The sequence below is a fragment of the Halochromatium sp. genome, assembly GCF_046541315.1.
Lineage (GTDB): Bacteria > Pseudomonadota > Gammaproteobacteria > Chromatiales > Chromatiaceae > Lamprobacter.
Genome location: NZ_JBKHDN010000028.1, coordinates 1 through 19,963, shown reverse-complemented (window position 1 = coordinate 19,963; position 19,963 = coordinate 1). Strand labels below are relative to the sequence as shown.

General features: G+C 66.3%; 13 protein-coding genes and 1 riboswitch. Of the genes, 7 read left to right on the top strand and 6 right to left on the bottom strand.

The features are described from left to right. From ACLFQI_RS03610 to btuB, 3 genes are all read right to left on the bottom strand, one after another. Positions 1-1,322, bottom strand: a 1,322-nt coding sequence (locus tag ACLFQI_RS03610) for a thioredoxin domain-containing protein (protein ID WP_410757486.1), incomplete at its 3' end; no start/stop codon positions are given. Between the two features lie 25 nt (positions 1,323-1,347). Beyond that, the gene (gene cobU, locus ACLFQI_RS03605) at positions 1,348-1,926 is read right to left on the bottom strand and encodes a bifunctional adenosylcobinamide kinase/adenosylcobinamide-phosphate guanylyltransferase (RefSeq protein ID WP_410757485.1); all 579 of its coding nucleotides are present in this window, start codon (positions 1,924-1,926) and stop codon (positions 1,348-1,350) included. A 59-nt stretch (positions 1,927-1,985) separates the two neighbouring features. Then, positions 1,986-3,893 carry a TonB-dependent vitamin B12 receptor gene (gene btuB, locus ACLFQI_RS03600; protein WP_410757484.1) on the bottom strand — a complete coding sequence of 636 codons (1,908 nt, stop codon included), beginning with the start codon at positions 3,891-3,893 and terminating at the stop codon, positions 1,986-1,988. 130 nt (positions 3,894-4,023) lie between these two features. After that, positions 4,024-4,270: riboswitch (cobalamin riboswitch) on the bottom strand. A gap of 280 nt (positions 4,271-4,550) precedes the next feature. Between btuB and ACLFQI_RS03595 the strand changes: the two genes are divergently transcribed. The 7 genes from ACLFQI_RS03595 (at position 4,551) to ACLFQI_RS03565 (ending at position 16,449) form a co-directional block, all read left to right on the top strand. Beyond that, positions 4,551-7,562, top strand: coding sequence for a chemotaxis protein CheB (locus ACLFQI_RS03595; RefSeq protein WP_410757483.1), 3,012 nt, complete (start codon positions 4,551-4,553; stop codon positions 7,560-7,562). Positions 7,563-7,695: 133 nt separating this feature from the next. Then, entirely contained in the window at positions 7,696-11,145 is a 3,450-nt protein-coding gene (locus ACLFQI_RS03590; RefSeq protein WP_410757482.1) for a PAS domain S-box protein, read from the top strand. Positions 11,146-11,197: 52 nt separating this feature from the next. Beyond that, complete coding sequence (locus tag ACLFQI_RS03585; RefSeq protein ID WP_410757481.1) at positions 11,198-12,589, top strand: diguanylate cyclase; 1,392 nt, start codon at positions 11,198-11,200, stop codon at positions 12,587-12,589. A gap of 253 nt (positions 12,590-12,842) precedes the next feature. Continuing rightward, complete coding sequence (locus tag ACLFQI_RS03580) at positions 12,843-14,369, top strand: fumarate hydratase (RefSeq protein WP_410757480.1); 1,527 nt, start codon at positions 12,843-12,845, stop codon at positions 14,367-14,369. A 46-nt stretch (positions 14,370-14,415) separates the two neighbouring features. Further along, positions 14,416-15,405 carry an acryloyl-CoA reductase gene (locus tag ACLFQI_RS03575; RefSeq protein ID WP_410757478.1) on the top strand — a complete coding sequence of 330 codons (990 nt, stop codon included), beginning with the start codon at positions 14,416-14,418 and terminating at the stop codon, positions 15,403-15,405. A 110-nt stretch (positions 15,406-15,515) separates the two neighbouring features. Then, on the top strand, positions 15,516-15,827 hold the full coding sequence (yhbY, locus tag ACLFQI_RS03570) for a ribosome assembly RNA-binding protein YhbY (RefSeq protein ID WP_410757487.1): 312 nt from the start codon (positions 15,516-15,518) through the stop codon (positions 15,825-15,827). A gap of 145 nt (positions 15,828-15,972) precedes the next feature. After that, the gene (locus ACLFQI_RS03565; protein ID WP_410757477.1) at positions 15,973-16,449 is read left to right on the top strand and encodes a hypothetical protein; all 477 of its coding nucleotides are present in this window, start codon (positions 15,973-15,975) and stop codon (positions 16,447-16,449) included. Between the two features lie 64 nt (positions 16,450-16,513). Here the strand turns inward: ACLFQI_RS03565 and ACLFQI_RS03560 are convergent, their stop codons facing one another. From ACLFQI_RS03560 to malQ, 3 genes are all read right to left on the bottom strand, one after another. After that, positions 16,514-17,284 carry a class I SAM-dependent methyltransferase gene (locus ACLFQI_RS03560; RefSeq protein ID WP_410757476.1) on the bottom strand — a complete coding sequence of 257 codons (771 nt, stop codon included), beginning with the start codon at positions 17,282-17,284 and terminating at the stop codon, positions 16,514-16,516. Between the two features lie 2 nt (positions 17,285-17,286). Then, entirely contained in the window at positions 17,287-18,489 is a 1,203-nt protein-coding gene (locus ACLFQI_RS03555) for a DUF3419 family protein (RefSeq protein WP_410757475.1), read from the bottom strand. Positions 18,490-18,643: 154 nt separating this feature from the next. Further along, a partial coding sequence (gene malQ / locus ACLFQI_RS03550; RefSeq protein ID WP_410757474.1) for a 4-alpha-glucanotransferase occupies positions 18,644-19,963 on the bottom strand: 1,320 nt, incomplete at its 5' end.

Genomic DNA, 19,963 nt, shown 5'->3' with positions numbered 1-19,963 from the left:
TCGCGCGCCTGCTTGGCGGCAAGCTCGGTCTCGGTCTCGCGCGTCTGTTTGGCGGCAGACTCGGTCTCGGTCTCCCGCGCCTGCTTGGCGGCAGACTTCGCGCCGGTCGCGCGTGTCGGCCGAGCGGCCCATTCCGTCGCGACCTCGGCCAAGGTGCGATCGCCGTGCAAATGCCAACGGCCCTCGAAGTTCGGCGCCCGATCCAGCCCGAACAGCGGCGTGATCAGCGCCCGCTCATCGGCGCTCAGCAGCGCGGCGATCTCCTCGCGATCCCAGACGTAGAAGAGACCCTCCTCGCCCTCGCTGTCGGCATCCAGCGCCGAGAAGTAACCGCCCTCCTCCGCTTGCATCTCGGCGATGACCCAATCGGCGGTGCCGATCGCCGCGTCGCGAAAGATCGCGTCGCCACTGAGCTGCCAGGCATCGCAGCAGAGCGCGAGCAGCGGCCCGTTGTCATAGAGCATCTTCTCGAAGTGCGGGATCATCCACCGCTCGTCGACCGAGTAGCGGTAGAAGCCGCCGCCAAGCTGATCGTTGAGCCCGCCGCGCACCATGCGCTCGAGCGTGAACAGCGCCATCTCGCGCGCCTGCCGGTCCGGGCTGCCCGCCGCCGCCGTCGCCGCGTGATGGCGCAGCAGCAGTTCCAGATTGGTCGGATGCGGAAACTTGGGCGCGCGCCCGAAGCCGCCGTTGACCTTGTCGAAACTGCCGGCCAGTTGCCGCCGCGCCTGATCGAGCGGCGTCAGGTCCGACAGCGGCTCGCCGGCCGGACCCGCGCCATCGAGTTGCGCCAGCGCCTTGCGCAGCGAGGTGTTCTGCTCCCTGATCGCATCGCGTTGCTCGCGATAGGCGCGCTCGACGCCGATCAGCAGCTCCTGCAACGACGGCAGGCCATGCCGGCGCTCCTTTGGAAAATAGGTGCCGGCGAAGAACGGCGCCAGGTCATCCGGGGTCAGGAACACCGTCAACGGCCAGCCGCCGGTGCGCTGAGCCAAAAGCTGATGTGCGGTCTGATAGATCTTATCCAGATCCGGGCGCTCCTCGCGATCGACCTTGATGTTGACGAAGAGCCGGTTCATCAACCTCGCCGTGGGCTCGTCCTCGAACGATTCGTGCGCCATCACATGGCACCAATGGCAGGCCGAATAGCCGATCGAGAGCAGGATCGGCTTGTCCTCGGCGCGCGCCAGCGCCAGCGCCTCCTCGCACCAAGGCCACCAGTGCACCGGGTTGTCGGCGTGCTGTTGCAGATAGGGGCTGGTGGTCTCGGCGAGGCGGTTGCGCGCTTGGCGATCGGCAGTGCTTCGGTCGGTCTCGGGCATCGGGGGTCCTCGCGCGATCAGCAGTTCAGATGAACCCCGACAGTGGCCTCGGCGAGCGCGGATATCCAGCATCAGCGCCGATGAGCGGCGGCCCCTTGAGCACCAGCGGCAGACCGGCCACGGTCAGCACGACGCGCTCGGCCTGGGCGGCGATGCGCTGATGCAGGCTGCCGGCGAGATCCCCATAGCGGCGCGCCAAGTCGTCGACGGGAATCACCCCCATGTTGACCTCGTTGCCGACGAAGATGACCGGCCCCGGCAGCCTTGGCAGCAGCGCATCCAAGGCCGCCAGTTCCGCCTCCAAGCGCCCGTCCTCCTCGGCCCAGAGCAGATTCGCGAGCCAAAGCGTGAGGCATTCGACCAGCACGCAGTGTCCGGGCGCACACTGGGTCTCCAAGACCGCCGGTAGCGCCAAGGGCTCTTCGATCAGCCCCCAGTCCGCAGGCCGGCGCTGGCGATGCGCGGCGATGCGCGCGCTCATCTCGGCATCGCTCGCGGTGGCCGTGGCGACATAGGTCACCGGCAGCCCGGACTCTCGCGCCAGTTGCTCGGCCAACCGGCTCTTGCCCGAGCGCACCCCGCCCAACACCAAGCTGTTACCCACGATGTCTCCAGTAATCCGTTGACCAAGGCCCCCAAAACCAACGTGCCATCGTCTCGCTGCTAGGGCTGATAGCGCAAGGTCAACATGAGCGTGCGAGCGGGCTGCTCGTAATAGGCGGCGGTCTCGTATCGCTCGTCGAGCAGGTTCTCGATCCGCGCCTGTACCCGCAATGCATCGCTGAACGCGTAGTCGGCGCGCAGATCGACCAGACGGAAGCCGTCGAGCCGGATACGATTGGCCGCATCGTCGAAGCGCCGCCCGGAGACGAACAGGGTGCCGCCGAGGCCAATGCGCCCGAACTGCCGGTCGGCATCGAGCCTAAAGGTCTGCTCCGGGCGGCGCGCCAGCAGGTTGTCCTGATCCGGCCCCTTGGATTCATTGCGCGGATCGAGCAGGCTCAGGTTCGCATCCATGATCCAGCCGCCCAGCTCGGCCGTGGTCCAGAGTTCGAGACCCCGGAGACGGCCGCGATCGATGTTCTCGGGTCGGAACCGATTCGGGGTGACCTGAACCGTCGCGATCAGGTCATCGACATCGGTCTGATACAGATTCGCGGCCCAACGCCCCCAGCGATGCGGGCCAGAGACGCCAAGCTCGGCGCTGCGCGCTTGTTCCGGGTCGAGTGCGGGATTGCCAAAGTCTGGATAGTACAGCTCGTTGAAGCTTGGCGCCTTGAAGGCGGTGCCGTAACTGGCCGTCAGCCGCAGGCCCGTCTCGAAGGTGTAGCCGAGCGCGGCGTTGCCGGTGGCATGATTGCCGAACTGGGAACCGTCGTCCTGGCGCAGGTTGAGCTGCGCGTCCAGTGCCCCGAGGTGGCCGAGATACTGGGCGAAATAGCCGCGATTGTCGCGCGCGTCGTCGGCATAGAAGCGTTCGGTCGAGATCCGGTCACGCTGATAATCGACCCCAAGCGTGAGCTGATGACCGCGCGCGATCTCGAGGTCGTTCTGCCAGCTCAGCAGATCGCGCTGGGTAGCGAAGCGATCCCTGAAGGTCTCCTCGAAATAGATCTTCGAGTCATCCCAGCTCCGCCCGATAGCGAGGCGGCTCGACCAAGCGGCCAGAGGCTGAAGCTCGACCCGCAGCTGGGCGGTCTGCAGCGCGGTCTGGTTGCGATTGCCGGCGAATTCGCTGCCGTCGTATTCGTTCTCGCCCTCCGAGCGCACGAGACTGGCCTCGACGCCGAACCAATCGGTCACCGCCCAGCCGCCGCTGACACTGGCATTCTTGTTGGTATAGCCATCGTCATCCGGTTCATCGACGAAACAACCGCCGACGAAGGGCTCGCCGCGACAGGCATCGAAACCGGCGGTCTGCTCGAAGCCGAGGCTGGCATCGAACCAGCCGCGCTCGCTGCCGGCCGAGAGGCCGCCGCTGGTGCGGACGGTATTGTTGGAGCCCGCGCCCAGGCTCAGCCGTGGCGTCAGCGGCGCGAGGCGCTCGCGCCTGGTGAGGATCTGGATCACGCCGCCGATCGCCTCCGAACCATACAGGCTCGAGCGCGGGCCGCGCACCACCTCGACGCGTTCGATCCGCTCGACCGGGATGTTCTCCCAGGGCGCCGTGCCGGTGGTCGCCGAGCCGACCTGGATGCCGTCGATCAAGACCAGCGTGTGATCGGACTCGGTGCCGCGCAGAAACAGCGAGGTCGCAGCGCCAAGCCCGCCATTGCTGGAGAACGCCACCCCCGGCAGCCCGCGCAGGATATCGGTCATGGTCTTGGACTGGCGCCGCTCGATCTCGGCGCGGTCGATCACGGTGACTGCGGCCAGGGTCTCGTCGGCGGTTTGCGCGGTGCGGGTCGCGGTGACCACGATCGGGTCCAGGCGCGCGATCGCTTCGACCTGAGCCTGGAGGGGAGCCGCCCAGGGCAGCGCCCAGGGCAAGGTCCAGGGCAGTGCCCGGAGCAGGATCGGGACGCGGGGCAGCAGCGGCCACCGCGCCGAATCATCGGTCGCGTGAGTCATCTATTCAGGTGTCCTCTGGTGTCTCACCACCCGTGAGACGCATTGGGCGAATGGCCCGCAGAGGACAACAACAGCAGCGAGGGGGACACCAAGCAAGGCGACCCCGCGCGCCGGGTTCCGCCCTCCGCAGCACCAGCGTGTCGCAGAAGGCCGGTCTCCGGGCTTGCGAGCCGGTATCGAAGCGCCTTGCCTCGACACCAGGGCGCGACACCTTCCCATGGCCGCTCAAATGGGCCACAGTGGTCTCCGATCGCGCCTTGACTCGCCTACCGTTGCGGGGGCAGCGCCGGCTTCGCGGAGCGAATGGAACATCCGCCGGACCGGCTTCCCGTTTCACCTCGCGTCGACCGCAAGGCACCTACTGCTTAGCTTGTCCACTTTAAGGGGGATCGCCCGGCGCGGTCAATCCGACCCCGGCAGGTGTATGATAATCAGCGTTCAGCCTCCCCTGGGTCCTTGCCCTTGAACTGGTGTAAGGCACTGATCCATCGTTCTGGGAGGCCGATTCTTGGAGCGGGGTCTGAACGCTTGCGTATGATAATAGTATGATATATATCAGCCTCTTACCGGCACGCATGTCGGTTCTTTCGCGCCGGCCACCAAGTCGGATACCATCCACCCTGGCCGCTTCGCGCCAACACCACCGCAGCACCCGTCATGCCCGAACACGAACAGTCGACCGAGCTTGAGCACGAACAGCCGCCCGCGCCCGAACAGGTGCCGCCGAGCAAACCGGACGACCGCTCGCTGCCGGTGGCGGCGCCGACGCCGAGGGCCTCGGCGACATTGCCCTATGTGGTCGCCGTGGGCGCGTCGGCGGGCGGCCTCGATGCGCTCGAACGTTTCTTCCAGGCGCTCCCGGTGCGGACCGGCGCCGCCTTCGTCGTCATCCAGCACCTGTCGCCGGATCACAAGAGCATGATGGCCAACCTGCTCGGGCGCTATACCTCGATGCCGGTGACCACGGTCGAGGACGGCATGACCATCGAGCCCGATCGCATCTATCTGATCCCGCCGGCGAGCATGATGAGCGTCTCCGGCACCCAGCTGCAACTGCGGCCAAAGAGCCCGCGCGGGCTGGCCTTGCCAATCGATCTGTTCTTCGGCTCCCTGGCCAGCGCCTACGGCAACCGCGCCATCGCTGTCGTCCTTTCCGGCACCGGCTCCGATGGGACCCGCGGCGCCGTCGCCGTCAACGACGCCGGCGGCCTGCTGTTGTCGCAAGACCCGGAGTCGGCGAAATTCGACGGCATGCCGCGCAGCGTCATCGCCACCGGCCTGGTCGACGCCATCCTGCCGCCCGAGGAACTCGGGCCGCGCGTCCTCGATCACATCAGTCATACGCCGCCGAAACGCATCCGGCCCCGCGCCGACAGCCCCAGTGTCAGCTACGACCGCGAGAGCGCGCTCGAGGAGACCCTGCATCTGCTGCACCATCAGGGCGGCATCAACTTCCGCGACTACAAACCGGCCACCGTCATGCGCCGCATCGAGCGACGCATGCAGGTGCGCCATGTGCCGGATCTCGAGAGCTACGTCAGGCTGCTCGATGGCGACACCAGCGAACTCCACGCGCTCAGGCGCGAGCTGCTGATCCCGGTCACCAACTTCTTCCGCGACTCGGAGTCCTTCGAGGCCCTGGCCGAGAAGGTCATTCTGCCGATCGTCAAGGAGCACACCGAGAACCAACCGATCCGCGTCTGGGTGCCTGGCGTGTCCACCGGCGAGGAGGCCTACTCGATCGCCATCCTCTTCGCCGAGGCCTTCGACAGCCTGCGCCGCTGGCCCGACTTCAAGCTCTTCGCCACCGATGTCGAGCAGCACAACGTCGATACCGGCAGCGCCGGCACCTTCTCCGAGTCGATCGCCGCCGAGGTCTCGCCGGAGCGCCTCGAGCGCTTCTTCTACAAGCGCGGCAATCACTACGTCGTCAAGAACGACCTGCGCCATAACATCGTCTTCGCCAAGCACAACCTCCTCGAAGATCCGCCCTTCACGCGCATGGACCTGGTGTCCTGCCGCAACCTGCTGATCTATTTCCGCAACGATGCCCAAGAGCGGGTGATGCGCCGGCTGCAATACGCCCTCGCCCCCGGCGGCTATCTGTTCCTCGGCTCGAGCGAGAGCATCTCCAGCGTGGAACAGGATTTCAGCACCGTCAGCACCAAGCACAAGCTCTATCGCATCCTGCGTCACGGCGCGCCGCCGCTCGAGCCCCATGCCCCGGTCGGACGCCACATCGCCGGCGGCACACGCCGCGGCGCGCAGCGCGCGCGCACCAACAGCGACGCCGCCGCCATCGATGCCGGTCAAGCCGTGCTGCTGCGCGGCTATGCGCCGGCCAGCCTGCTCCTCAACGCGCAGCAGGAGTTATTGCACGTGTTCGGCGATGTCTCGCGCTATCTCTCCATCGGCGAAGGCAGCGTGACCCTGGATGTCGGCAAGCTCCTGCCCGCCTCGATCGCGCCGGTGGCCCAGGCCCTGCTGCACAAGGTGGCGGTCAGCAAGGAATCGATGCGTTCCGATATCCTGCGGGTCAATCTCTCCAACGCGCAAAGCGAGCGGCTCCGCTTGGTGGTGCGACATGTCCCGCAAGACGGCGCCGACGGTTACCTGATACTCTCGTTCGAGCCGGAACCGGCCGCGCAGCCCGATGCCGACGCCGAGTCGGTGCGGACCATGGACCTAGGCGCGGAAACGGTCGACCGTATCGAGACCCTCGAGCGCGAACTCGCGGTGACTCGCGAGAGCCTGCAGGCGACCATCGAAGAGCTGGAAACCTCCAACGAGGAGTTGCAGGCCACCAACGAGGAGCTGATGGCCTCGAACGAGGAATTGCAAAGCTCCAACGAGGAATTGCAATCGGTCAACGAGGAACTCTACACGGTCAATTCCGAGAATCAGGAGAAGATCGAGATCCTCAACCGCCTCAACGCCGACCTCGATGGCATGGCCAAGGCCGCCGCCATCGCCACCCTCTTCGTCGACCACGACCTCAAGCTGACACGCTTCACCCCCGAGGCGACCAAGCTGTTCAAGATCCGCGACGCCGACATCGGGCGTTCCATCGACGATTTCACCAATCTGCTCGACTATCCGGACTTCTTCGCCGAGCTGAAACACACCATCCACGACGGCGACATGCTCCAGCGCGAGGTGCCGGCCACCAACGACCGTGTCTATCTCGCTCGCGTCCTCCCCTACGCGGTACGTCCCGGCGTACCCCGCGGCGCGGTGGCGACCTTCGTCGATGTCACCACCCTGCGCGATATCGAGCGCATGCAAGCGGTGTTGGACTCGCTCCCCGAGCATATCGCGGTGCTCGACACCGACGGGCGCATCACCATGGTCAACCGGGCCTGGCGCGCGTTCGCCTGCGGCAACGGCGATCCCGATCTCACCAGCAGCGGCCCCGGCAGCAGCTACCTCGATGCCTGCCAGTCCAGCGCCAACGCCACCGATAGCGACTATGCCGAGCGGGCGGCGAACGGTCTGCGCGCCCTGCTCGCCGGCGAGCGCGAGCGCTTTTCGATGGAGTACCCTTGCCATTCGCCGGAGATCGAGCGCTGGTTCCTGATGCACGCGGCGCCCATTCGGCACCCGGGAGGCGGCGTGGTCGTCAGTCATATCGATATCAGCGCTTGGAAACACGACGAACAAGCGGGCTGACGCCACCGCCCCCGGCCTTACAGAATCCGCACCAGCGCTTCGCGCCTCGGGCGAGCGGCGCGGGCGCTTGGTGCCGCTGATCAGCGGCGCCCTGGTCAGGACCGCCACGGCGCAGCGTTGAGCATGAGCGACAATGACAGACTCCAACGATTCTAAGCCCACCGCGCCCGAGGACGCGCTCGCCACCGAGCAACTGCGCGAGCGGGCGCTCGCGGCGCTGCGCGAAGGGCGCTTCGACCTCGCCGAGGACCTGCTTGCCAATGACGATGTCAGCCTCGCCGCGCTGATCGAGAATGTACGCATCTACCAAGCCGAGCTTGAGATCCAGAACGAGGAGCTGACGCGCAGCCAAGCCGCCGCGAGCAGCGCCCTGGAGCAGTTCACGGCATTGTTCCGCAGCGCCCCGATCGCCGAACTGGTGATCGACCGCCATGGACTCATCCTCTCGGCCAACCCGGCGGCGAGCGAGCTGTTCGCGCTGCGCGACCCGCGCGTTCATCATCACTTCCTGCTGCGCCTGGTCAACGAACGCGATCGCGGCGGTTTCCTCGACGTCCTGCGCGAGATCACCCAAGGTCAACAGCCACAGGCAGAACGCGCCGAACTCGGATTCACCACCACCGATGGGCGTGAATTCGTTGGCGATCTGCACGGCGCCCGGCTGCCCGACGCGGCCAACGGCGAGCTGCGGCTGCTGTGCGCGATCGTCGATCGGACCCAGATCGTGCAACATCAGCGCAAGTTGCGCCAGGCCTACGATCGCCTCGCCAGCAGTCAGGAGGCCTATCACGTCCTGACCGAATACAGTTCGAACTGGGACTACTGGATCAGCCCCGAGGGGCATTTCATCTATGTCTCGCCGGGCTGTCGCAAGGTCACTGGTTATGGTGCCCAGGCCTTTCTCGATGATCCACAGCTCGTCGAACGCCTGCTGCATCCCGACGACCGCCCGACCTGGTCCGCGCATCTGGCGCATGCGCTGACGCCTCAGGGCGATGACGAGTCCTGCATGCTGCTGCGGTTGCGGCATCGCGATGGCGGTTGGCGCTGGATCGAGCACGAATGCCGCGTGGTGATCGCCGACGATGGCCGCTATCTCGGGCGGCGCGGGGTCAACCGCGATGTCACCCAACGCCACGCGATGGAAGAATCGGTGCGCGAGCTGCGCAACATGCTCGTCGATGCCGAGCGCATCGCCAAGGCCGGCGCCTGGTCCTGGGAGGTCGACAAGGATCTGATCCAGGTCTCGCCGGGCTGGCAGCGCATCCATGGCGTCGAACGCTCGTCCTATGCCTGCGCCGAACTGAGCGAGCGCTTCGCCCATCCCGAGGACCGCAAGCGGCTGGAGGCGGCCGCGCGATGGGCGCTCGCCAAGGGCAAGGGCTGCGATCTCGAGCATCGCGTCAGACGCGCCAGCGATGGCGCCACGCGCTGGCTTCGCACCCGCGCCGAGGTCGTCAAGGACGACACCGGCAAGGTCAGGCGGATTCGTGGCACCAGCGTCGATATCAGCGCCGAGATCCAAGCCAAGACCCAGCTCCAGGAGAGCGAGAAGCGTTTTCGTGCCTTGTTCGAGTCGGCCGCCGAAGGCATGCTGGTGATGCAGCGCAACCGATTCACCGAGGTCAATCAAGCCGCGTTGCGCATGCTCGGCTACGAGGACGCCGAGGCCGTCATCGGCAAGCACGCGTATGAACTCTCGCCGCCCGTGCAGCCCGACGGTGTCTCTTCCCAGGTCAAGGACGAGCAGCTATTGGAGCAAGCGCCCGGCAAGACCCTGCGCTTCGACTGGCTGCATCAACAGCGCGATGGGACGCCGCTGCTGGTCGAGGTCACCCTGGTACCGGTCGAACTCGAAGGCGAGCCGGCCTACTTCGTGCATTGGCATGATCGCACCGAGGAGGCCAAGGCCCTCCAGCGCGAGCGTCAGGCCTCAACCGTGTTCGAGAACAGTACCGAGGCGATCCTGGTCACCGACGCCGAGCAGCGGATTCTCGCCGTCAATCGCGCCTTCACCGAGATCACCGGCTATGCGGAAGCCGAGATCCTCGATCAAACGCCCAACCGGCTCGGTTTCGGGCATCATCAGGATGCCTTCTTCGAGCGGATATGGCAGGAGATCGAGACCACCGGCGCCTGGCGCGGCGAACTCTGGAATCGCCGCAAGAATGGCGAGACCTACCCCGTGCGCCTCAGTATCACCAGCGTCAGGGATGACGATGGTCGGTTGATCAACTACATCGGCATGTTCAGCGATATCAGCGAGAGCAAACGCTCCGAGGAAGAACTCTATCGCCTGGCCCACAATGACGCCTTGACCGGACTGCCGAATCGCACCCTGCTGCGCGCGCGCATGGAGCAGTCCTTGCAGCGCGCCAAACGCGACAACCGGATGCTGGCGCTGCTGTTCATCGACCTCGACCTGTTCAAGAACGTCAATGACAGCCTGGGCCACTCGGTTGGCGATGAGCTGCTCAAGGATGTGGCGCGCGCGATCGAACAGGAGGTGCGCAAGGCCGACACCGTGGCCCGCATTGGCGGTGACGAATTCATCATCCTGATGGACGGCATTGATGATCCGTCGACCGCCGCGCATCTCGCCGAGCGCCTCTGCCAGCTCGTCTCGCAGCCCTTCCAGGTCGCCGATCGCGAGCTACGCCTGACCGCCAGCATCGGCGTCAGCCTGTTCCCGACCGATGGCAAAAGCATGGACAGCCTGTTGAGCAATGCCGATCTGGCGATGTATCGGGCCAAGGATCAGGGGCGCAACACCTACCGCTTCTTCGAGGCCGAGATGACCGCGCGCGCGATGCAACGGCTGCATCTCGAGACCGCGCTGCGCGGCGCCCTCGCCCGCAACGAGCTGGAGCTGCTCTATCAGCCGCAGTTCGAACTCAAAAGCCGCCGGATCGAGGGCGCCGAGGCCCTGCTGCGCTGGACGCATCCAGAGCTGGGCAAGGTCTCGCCGGCCGCGTTCATCCCCATCGCCGAAGAGATCGGGCTGATCAGCGAGATTGGCGCCTGGGTGCTGGAACAGGCCTGCCTGCAATTGCATGCCTGGGAGACGCAAGGCTTCTGGGTCAAACGCATGGCGGTGAACGTCTCGGTGCAACAGGTCGAGCGCCTCGATCTGATCGAGGAGATCCAGGCCATCCTCGAGCGCACCGGCGTCGCGCCGGAGCGGCTCGAGTTCGAGGTCACCGAATCCTTGCTCATGCGGAATGTCGAACGCGTGGTCGCCAATCTGAACGCCCTGCGCGAGCTGGGCGCGACCCTCGCCATCGATGACTTCGGCTCCGGCTTCTCCTCGCTCGGCTATCTGAAGACGCTACCGATCAGTCGGCTCAAGATCGACAAGACCTTCATCGATGGGGTGACCGTCGACGACAATGACGATGCTATCGCCCGCGCCATCATCGCCCTCGCCCGGGCCTTGGGACTGGACGTCATCGCCGAGGGCGTCGAAACCCGAGCGCAGGCCGAGTTTCTCGAGCGCGAAGGCTGTGACGAGGTTCAAGGTTATCTGTTCGGACGCCCGATGAGCGCGGATGCGCTGCGCAAATTGGCCGCCGATATGCGCTAATATCCTCGCCGAGTCACCTTCCCGCCAGCGTCGAGGGCGGAGACACGCGAGCATGGATCATCGTCACCCGAACCAACCGCGCCCGGAACGGCCACCCCAGCCGCAGCCAGCCCAGCCGCAGCCAGCCCGACAGGCGCCGTCGGAACAGGCCGCGCCCAACAGCGAGAGCCTTTACCGGCTCCTGGTCGAACAACAGAACGATCTGATCGTCAAGGTCGATACCGAGGGCCGCTTCCTGTTCGTCAATCCAGGTTATTGCACGACCTTCGATAAGCGCGCGGAGGAGCTGCTCGGCCAGCATTTCATGCCCTTGGTGCATCCCGACGATCGCGCCGCAACCGAAGCCGCGATCGCGACGCTCTATCGTCCCCCGCACCGCTGCTACCTGGAACAACGGGCCATGACCCGCGACGGCTGGCGTTGGTTCGGCTGGTCCGATACGGCGGTGCTCGACGAGCAGGGTCGGGTCACCGCGATCATCGGCACTGGCCGCGACATCCATGAGCAGAAGCTTGCGGAGTTCCAGCTCCTGCGCACCCAGCGCCTGCTCGAACTGGCGCTCGAATCCGGCAACATTGGCACCTATACGGCCGATTTCACCACCGGCGAGGTCGTCGTCGACGACCGCTATCTGGCCCAGCTCGGCTATGACCCCGGCGAGATCAGGGTCAACCACGACTGGTGGCGCGCGAACGTCCATCCCGAGGACCTGGCGCGCTTTGCCGACCAGACCGAGCAGGTCCTGTTTGGGGGCCTGGACGACTTCACCGCCGAGTACCGCTTTCGCCATCGCGATGGACACTGGGTCTGGCTCCAGGATCATGCGCGCATCTATGATCGCGACCCGGACGGGGTCGCCCTCGCCTCGAGCGGCCTGCGCATCGATATCACCCGGCGCAAGGAGGCCGAGCTGCAACTCGCCCACCATGCCGAGCACGATCCCCTGACCGATCTGCTCAACCGACGCGGTATGTGGCGCGCGCTCCGCAGCATCCAGGCGCAAAGTCAGCGCGGGCGACGCCCGCACGCCGTCGCCATCCTCGATCTGGATGAGTTCAAACGGGTCAACGATACGCAGGGGCATCTCGCCGGCGATCGGTTGCTCCGGGAGATCGCCACGCTGCTGCGCGACAACATCCGCGAGGCCGACTGGATCGCGCGCTGGGGCGGCGAGGAGTTCCTGATCCTGATGCCCGACACCAACCTGGCGCAGGCGCGGCGCTTCATCGAGCGCCTGCGCCAGCAGATCGAAGCCACGCGTTTCCTGAGCCACGAGCATCCGCTGCGCATCACCGTCAGCGCCGGACTGGCGGTCTCGCGTCTCGCCGAAGACGACAGCCAGGACGCCTTGGTCAACCGTGCCGATCACGCGCTCTACGCGGCCAAGGAGGCCGGCCGTAATCGGGTCTATACCGAGGCCGACGTCGCTGTCCAAGGCGATTGAGGAAAATCGCCTATGGCCATTCGCCCTGACGCGCGGACACCAACATCCCGTGGCATCCCGTGGCATCTGGGCTCCCAGGCCAGGGTTGCCCGGCAATCAGGTTGAGCGGCCATAAGGCTCCGGGCGCAAGCCCGCCACGCCGGCAGAGGCGACGCCGATGATTCGCGCTCGGCCACCCTGTCGGTCCCCTGGTCCGGCTATACTTGAGCCCGAGCCGTCTCCAGTCACTCCTGTTTCAGATCCCCTGTGTTCCATGTCTGTCATCCGCGCCGATGATGTCATCAGCAGCATCGCCGATGCGCTGCAATACATCTCCTACTACCATCCGCCGGACTATATCCGCGCGCTGAGCGCCGCCTACGAGGCCGAGGAGTCGCCGGCGGCCAAGGACGCGATGGCCCAGATCCTGATCAACTCGCGCCTCTGCGCCGAGGGCCAACGGCCGATCTGCCAGGACACCGGCATCGTCGTCGCCTTCCTGAAGGTCGGCATGGGGTTGCGCTGGGAGACCGAGCTGAGCCTGCAACAATTGGTCGACGAGGGCGTGCGGCGCGCCTACACCGATCCCGACAACATCTTGCGCGCGTCGATGGTCGAGCCGCCGTTCGGCGCGCGCCGCAATACCGGCGACAACACCCCGGCGGTCGTGCATGCCGAGTTGGTGCCCGGCAACCGGCTCGAGGTGCGGCTCGCCGCCAAGGGCGGCGGCTCCGAGAACAAGGCGCGTTTCGCCATCCTCACGCCCAGCGCCAGCATCGTCGATTGGGTGCTCGAACAGCTCCCGCGCATGGGCGCCGGCTGGTGTCCACCCGGCATCCTCGGGCTTGGCATCGGCGGCTCCGCCGAGAAGGCGATGCTGATGGCCAAGGCCGCGCTGCTCAACGACCCGATCGATCTGCATGCGCTCAAGACACGCGGCCCGGCCAACGCCATCGAGGCGATGCGGCTGGAACTGTACGAGAAGGTCAACGCGCTCGGTATCGGCGCGCAAGGCTTGGGTGGCCTGACCACCGTGCTCGACGTGAAGATCGAGACCTTCCCGACCCATGCCGCCTCCTTGCCGGTGGCGTTGATTCCGAATTGCGCCGCGACCCGGCATTGCCATTTCACCCTCGACGGCTCCGGGCCGGCGCGGCTGGAGCCGCCATCCCTCGACGACTGGCCGAAGATCGCCTGGGACGCCGCCGCCGGCGCCCGCCGCGTCGATCTCGACCAGATCAGCCGCGCGCAGGTCGCAACCTGGCAGCCCGGCGAGCGCCTGCTGCTCTCGGGCAAGCTACTGACCGGCCGCGATGCCGCGCACCAGCGGCTGGTGGAACTTCTCGAACGCGGCGAGCCGCTGCCCGCAGGCGTCGACCTGAGCAATCGCTTTCTCTACTATGTCGGCCCGGTCGATCCGGTGCGCGACGAAGTGGTTGGTCCCGCCGGGCCGACCACCGCCACCCGCATGGATCGCTTCACCGATCCGCTGTTAGCGCAGACTGGCCTGATCGGCATGATCGGCAAGGCCGAACGCGGCCCCGCGGCGATCGATGCCATCCGCCGCCATCGCGCGGTCTACCTGATCGCCATCGGCGGCGCCGCCTATCTGGTCTCCAAGGCGATCCACTCGGCGCGCGTCATCGCCTTCGAGGATCTCGGCATGGAGGCGATCCGCGAGTTCGAGGTCGTCGATATGCCGGTCACCGTCGCCGTCGACAGCCAGGGCGTCTCGGTACACGAGACCGGCCCACGGCAATGGCGCTCGCGCATTGCCGAGATTGCCGTTAAGGTTGAGTAATCTGGCCTGAATCGAATCCACGGCGGCCGAACGCCAGGAGTTCAATTTGACGCGACAACAGGCATTCCGCATCCATCCGGACGATGCCGGGCATCGTGCCGGCGTTGAATCGATTGCGATCCCAGAGCCACAGCAAGGCGAGGTCTTGCTGCGCGTCAGCGCATCCAGCGTCAACTACAAAGACGCGCTCGCCGGCACCGGGCGCGGCAAGGTGATCAAGCGCTTTCCGCTCACCGGCGGCATCGATGCCGCCGGCATCGTCGAGCACTCCGAGCATCCCTGCTGGAAACCGGGCGATGCCGCCATCGCCACCGGCTTCGGCATGGCCTACGACCATGATGGCGGCTATGCCGAGACCCTGTGCGTGCCGGGCGACTGGCTCGTGCCGATCCCCAAGGAACTCGATCCGCGCCAGGCGATGATCCTCGGCACCGCCGGTTTCACTGCCGCGCTCGCCGTGCATCGGCTGCTGATCAACGGCCAGCATCCCGGCCTCGGCCCGATCCTGGTCACCGGTGCCAGCGGTGGCGTCGGTTGTCTCGCCATCAGCATCCTCGCTCGGCTCGGCTTCGAGGTCGTCGGCGTCTCCAGCAAACAGCCGCTGCACGACTGGCTGCACCAGCTCGGTGCCAGCCGCATCATCGGCCGCGATGAACTCCCAGGTGGCGAGCGGCCGCTGGAGAAGGCGGTCTGGGGTGGCGCGGTCGATAACGTCGGTGGCGCCATGCTCGCGCGGATCACGCGGACCCTGGCCCCCAACGGCAGCATCGCCAGCATCGGCCTTGCCGGCGGCACCGCGCTCGAGACCACCGTCATGCCGTTCATCCTGCGTGGCATCAATCTGCTCGGCTGCAATTCGGTCGATGTGCCCTTCCCGTTGCGCGCCGACCTCTGGCGCCGCCTGGCGACCGATTGGCGCCCGCCGGATCTGGACGCCTTCGTCAGCGATGAACGTCACCTCGACGGGCTGCCCGCCGTGTTCGAGCGGATGCTGGCCGGCCAGACGCATGGTCGCATTGTGGTCATGCCACGCTAACGCCTTGGCAAACCAATCGTTCCAAACCAGGCCTACCCAGTGCGTCAGTCAGGCATACCCAGCCCGCCATCCAGGTCATCCATCCACCCGAACAGCCAAAGTCTTTGAACGTGTCCCAAGCCATCCCCATCACCGATCATCAACGCCGCTGGCTGAAGAAGCAGGCGCATCATCTCAAGCCCGTGGTCCAGCTCGGCGCGGCTGGCCTCAGCGAGCCGGTACTCGCCGAGATCGAACGCGCGCTCGAGCATCACGAGCTGATCAAGGTCAAGGTCCCCGGCGGCGATCATGAGGAGCGCGACGCCATCGTCGTCGCCATCGCCGAGCGCGCCAACGCCGATCTCGTGCAACGGATCGGCAATACCGCGAGCTACTTTCGCGCCAACCCAGAGCGCCGCGAGCGCATCCTGCTGCCGCTTTAGGCGATTGCCGGAAAAGCTCATTGCTCGCCCGCCGGCTAGCGACCCACTGGCGATCCTGTGATCAATGCGATCGGCCTTGCGGGCATGGCCGATTCCTCGCCATCCCTGCCCGGCCCGAAGGACGGGTTTTCTCGCGGAGCCATCGATGAAACAGCGAAAGGTTCGACTGAAACAGACACCCATTCGGCGCCTGGCCGTGGTCCTCGGCGGCATCCTCATCGGCTGCGGCCTGCTCGCTAGCTGCGCCAACCCCGGCGAAGACGTCCGGGTGCGACTCTGCAAGGATCTGGTCGCCGGGCAGGTTGGCACCGATCGGCTCGACTGGACTCGGGTCGACACCAAGACGCCCGGCTATCAGGATGCGATCGTCAGCCTGCGCTGGGCGAGCGCCGACGCCGAGGGCAACTCGGGCAGCGCGACCTGTGCCTATCCCTACAACGCCGTCGACGACACCGCGCAACAGCTCGCCGATCCGCTCAGTGCCTATGCGACCTCGCCGAGCCAGGTCGTCATCAACGGCGAAACGCTCAGCGGCCGGGCACTTGCCAACGCGGTCGCGCAGGCGATGCAGCGCCAAGGCCGCGAGCTGATCGATGCCGCCCGCCAGGCGGTTGGCCAGTGACAGCCTGCCGCCTTGAGCAAGCGTCCGGCAACGGCTTGCCGAGTAGAGCGCCACGCTCCGGCCATCATCGGGATCTCGGAGCGGCGGCGTCGCTCTTATGACCGATCAGGCGATAATAGGGGACCCGTAAACCGGGCAGATAGGGCACCGGCGCCATGGCCTCGACCAGCCGATGCGCGGGCAGGCAGCGGCGCAGATAGGCCAGACGCTCGGGCCCCAGATGCACGCCATCATGGCGGAACCAGCGCGGCCAGAACGCCCGCGTCAGCGCCGAGTGACGCACCAGGCCCGGTGCCGGCTCGGCCGCCGAGACGTAGAAGTCGACCACGCCGAGATGACCGCCAGGCTTGAGCATGGCGATCGCGTTGTCGATCGCCGCCTTCCAGTCCGGGATCATGGTCAGCGCGTAGGCGAGATAGACCGCGTCCACTGGCGCCGCGGGTTGCCAGCGGCAGGCATCGTCCTCGTGGACATGGACCCTGGCCATGGCCTCGGTCCGCCGGCGCGCCTCGCCGACCAAGGCCGGACAGAGATCCACCGCATCGACCCGCCCGAGTGCCGCGAGGCGCTCGCCGAAGAACAGCAGGTTGCGCCCGGTGCCGGCACCCAGCTCGACCAGATGCCCGCCCGGCGGCAGCGCGCGCGCGGCGATCAGCTCAGCGATCAGCGCGCCGCGTCCATGCAGCAGGCGCTCGCGAAAGGCATCGTAGCGACCCGCCTGCGGGGCGTAGAAGGCCTCGAGCCGCTCGGCATGCGAGCCCCGGCTCGGCTGCCCGCGCAGCAGCGCCAGCAAGACCTTGAACTCGGCGGCCAGGGTAGCGGCGCTCAGGCTCATGCTCAGGCCACCGCGTCCGCGATATGGAAGCCGGCATAGGTATGCACCCGATCCAGCGGCTGCATCTGCGCCGCCAGCTCCGGATGGAAGCGCAGACAGTCGCACAGATGGCCCCGCTCCGGACTGACCTCGAGGTCTTGCAGATAGGCCGGCGCCGCGTGCGCGCTGCGGAAGATGATGCGCGCGTCGGCGCGCGCGCGCTCCAGGATCAGCGCCCATTCCTCGGACAGGGCCTCGGGCGCATAGCTGCTCATCCAGTCCATGTGATCGAGCAGCACGTACTTCGAGAAGCACTGCTCGGTGCCCGCCAGCAGCTCCGCGACCGTGGAGGTATGCAGCTCGATGCACTCGGCCCGGCCCTGCTTGAGCGCGGTGAAATTCTCCGGCTTCAGGTATTCCGGGCAGCACTCCGGCGTATAACGCCCGTTCACATAGACCGCCCAGAAATAGTTGGTCCAGACCGGCAATTGGCGGAAGACATAATCGATCGACTCGCGCACGAAGCCGGCGACGCCGCGCTCGTGCTGATCCTGCACCTCCTTGCGCTGCGGATGCGGCACGCCGAGCATGCTCATGGTCAGTTGCCTCGAGAGCGTCCAGTTGATCGTCGGCGACCAGATCAGCGGCTGCACCCGGGTCTCATAGACATGGCGTTGATCGTCGAGCGAGCGGGTCTCGAACAGCTCGGCGATGCTTGCCGCGAGCCGCGGCCGCAGGCGCAGATAGGCATGGAAGCTCTTGGCGACGATGCCGGAGAGACCATGGAAATAGAAGCTGCCGCGCGGGTGGCCGAACCAGCGCGCGCGCTTGTCCCAGAAGGCTTGCGCGAAGGCTGAGAGATCCGGGCGCAATGCACGCCGATAGAGCCGCTCGAAACCGGGATGATGGCCATGGCCGAAGGCGGCGAAGAAGTCCTCGAACTCGAGCCGACGAATGCCGGCGAGCTTCAGCTCCAGGAGCGCATTCTGACGCGGGTTGGCATCCACCGCATGGATCGCGGCCGGGCCGACCAGCGCGTAGTCGAGCACGTTACAGCCGGCGCTGGTGATGACCAGGATCTGGTCATCCGGTGCGATATTGAGCACCAGGCGGTCGACGGCGGGATCCTCCCAGCAGGTGTTGTAGACCAACGCCCGCGAGTAGATAGCGTTGAACACCTTCTGATCGAAACGATCGGCGAGGCTGGGTTTGGTCGTAACCGGCATGGCAGGGACGCCCCGATGGCAAATAAACCTCGGGAGTCTACCGAGCCGCTGTGACCATAGCGTTGCGGCTTGAAGACGGTATGGTGACGGCAGCCTGCGCGCACCGCTTCGTCCCATGCGGGTTCCGTGCCAGCTCCCGCGCGGACACTGGCACTCAGCCGTTCGCTGCGGCAAGCGCCTCCGGCTCGCGTCCGTAGAGCGCGATCAAGTGGGCAACGCGCCGCGCAAGCTGATCATCGAGCCGATCCCACTGAAAGCGCCATTGCCAGTTGCCGCTCGGCACGCCGGGGCGATTCATGCGATGGACGCCGTCGAGTTCCATCAGATCCTGCATCGGCACCACCGCCAGATCGGCGCGCGAGGCGAGCGCGGCGCGGATCATCGGCCAGGGCATGGGTTCTTGCGCATAGCCCAGGTAGTCGTCGACATACTGGCGCTGCTCCTCGGCGAGCGCCTGATACCAGCCGAGCGTGGTGTCGTTGTCGTGGGTGCCGGTGTAGCAGACCGAATCGCGACCATGATGGAACGGCAGATAGGGATTGCTCGGCCCGCCGTCGAAGGCGAATTGCAGCACCTTCATCCCCGGCATCCGGTAGCGCTGGCGCAGCGCATCGACCTCGTCGGTGATGACGCCGAGATCCTCGGCGATCAACGGCAAGGCGCCGAATTCTTGCTGCAGGCGGGCGAACAATGCATCGCCCTTGGCCTTGACCCAGGTGCCGTTCATCGCCGTTTCTTCGGCGGCCGGCACCTCCCAATAGGCATCGAAGCCGCGGAAGTGGTCGATGCGCACCATGTCGAACAGGCGCAGTTGCGTGCGCATACGATCGACCCAGAAGCGGAAGTCGTGCTTCTCCAGCTGATCCCAGCGGTACAGCGGATTGCCCCAGCGCTGGCCGGTGGCCGAGAAATAATCCGGCGGCACCCCGGCGACGACGCGGCAAGTGCCATCGGCATTGAGATCGAAATCGCCGGGTCGCGCCCAGACCTCGGCGCTGTCGTGGGCGACGAAGATCGGCATGTCGCCGAACAGTTGCACGCCGCGCACGTTCGCATGCGCGCGCAGTGCATCCCATTGGCGGAAAAAGACAAATTGCTCGAAACGAATAAACTCGATGGCTTCGGCGAGCCGTCGCCGGGCCTGACCGAGACTGCGCCCGTCGCGGGTGCGCAGCCCCTTTGGCCATTGCCACCAGGGGGCCTCGCGTTGCTCATGGATCGCACGATAGAGCGCGTAATCGTCGAGCCAGAAGCGTTGTTCGTTGCAGAACCGCTCGAACTCGGCGCGTTCATCGTCCGATGCCGCGCGCAAGACGTGTTGATGCGCTTGTTGCAAGCGTTCTTGCTTGCTGGCGTCGTCGCTCGCCGTGCTCAGCTCGGCCGGCAGCCAGCCCCACTCGACCAGCGGCTCAAGGCCAATCAGCCGCGCGCTGCCGGCGTGTGCCGAGCTTGTTTGATACGGTGAATCGCCGGC

What these genes read in the sequence shown, in the direction of transcription:
- ACLFQI_RS03590 (WP_410757482.1), top strand. Translation starts at nt 7,696, where the DNA reads ATGACAGACTCCAACGATTCTAAGCCCACCGCGCCCGAGGACGCGCTC.
- ACLFQI_RS03585 (WP_410757481.1), top strand. Translation starts at nt 11,198, where the DNA reads ATGGATCATCGTCACCCGAACCAACCGCGCCCGGAACGGCCACCCCAG.
- ACLFQI_RS03580 (WP_410757480.1), top strand. Translation starts at nt 12,843, where the DNA reads ATGTCTGTCATCCGCGCCGATGATGTCATCAGCAGCATCGCCGATGCG.
- btuB (WP_410757484.1), bottom strand. Translation starts at nt 3,893, where the DNA reads ATGACTCACGCGACCGATGATTCGGCGCGGTGGCCGCTGCTGCCCCGC.
- ACLFQI_RS03595 (WP_410757483.1), top strand. Translation starts at nt 4,551, where the DNA reads ATGCCCGAACACGAACAGTCGACCGAGCTTGAGCACGAACAGCCGCCC.
- ACLFQI_RS03560 (WP_410757476.1), bottom strand. Translation starts at nt 17,284, where the DNA reads ATGAGCCTGAGCGCCGCTACCCTGGCCGCCGAGTTCAAGGTCTTGCTG.
- ACLFQI_RS03565 (WP_410757477.1), top strand. Translation starts at nt 15,973, where the DNA reads ATGAAACAGCGAAAGGTTCGACTGAAACAGACACCCATTCGGCGCCTG.
- ACLFQI_RS03555 (WP_410757475.1), bottom strand. Translation starts at nt 18,489, where the DNA reads ATGCCGGTTACGACCAAACCCAGCCTCGCCGATCGTTTCGATCAGAAG.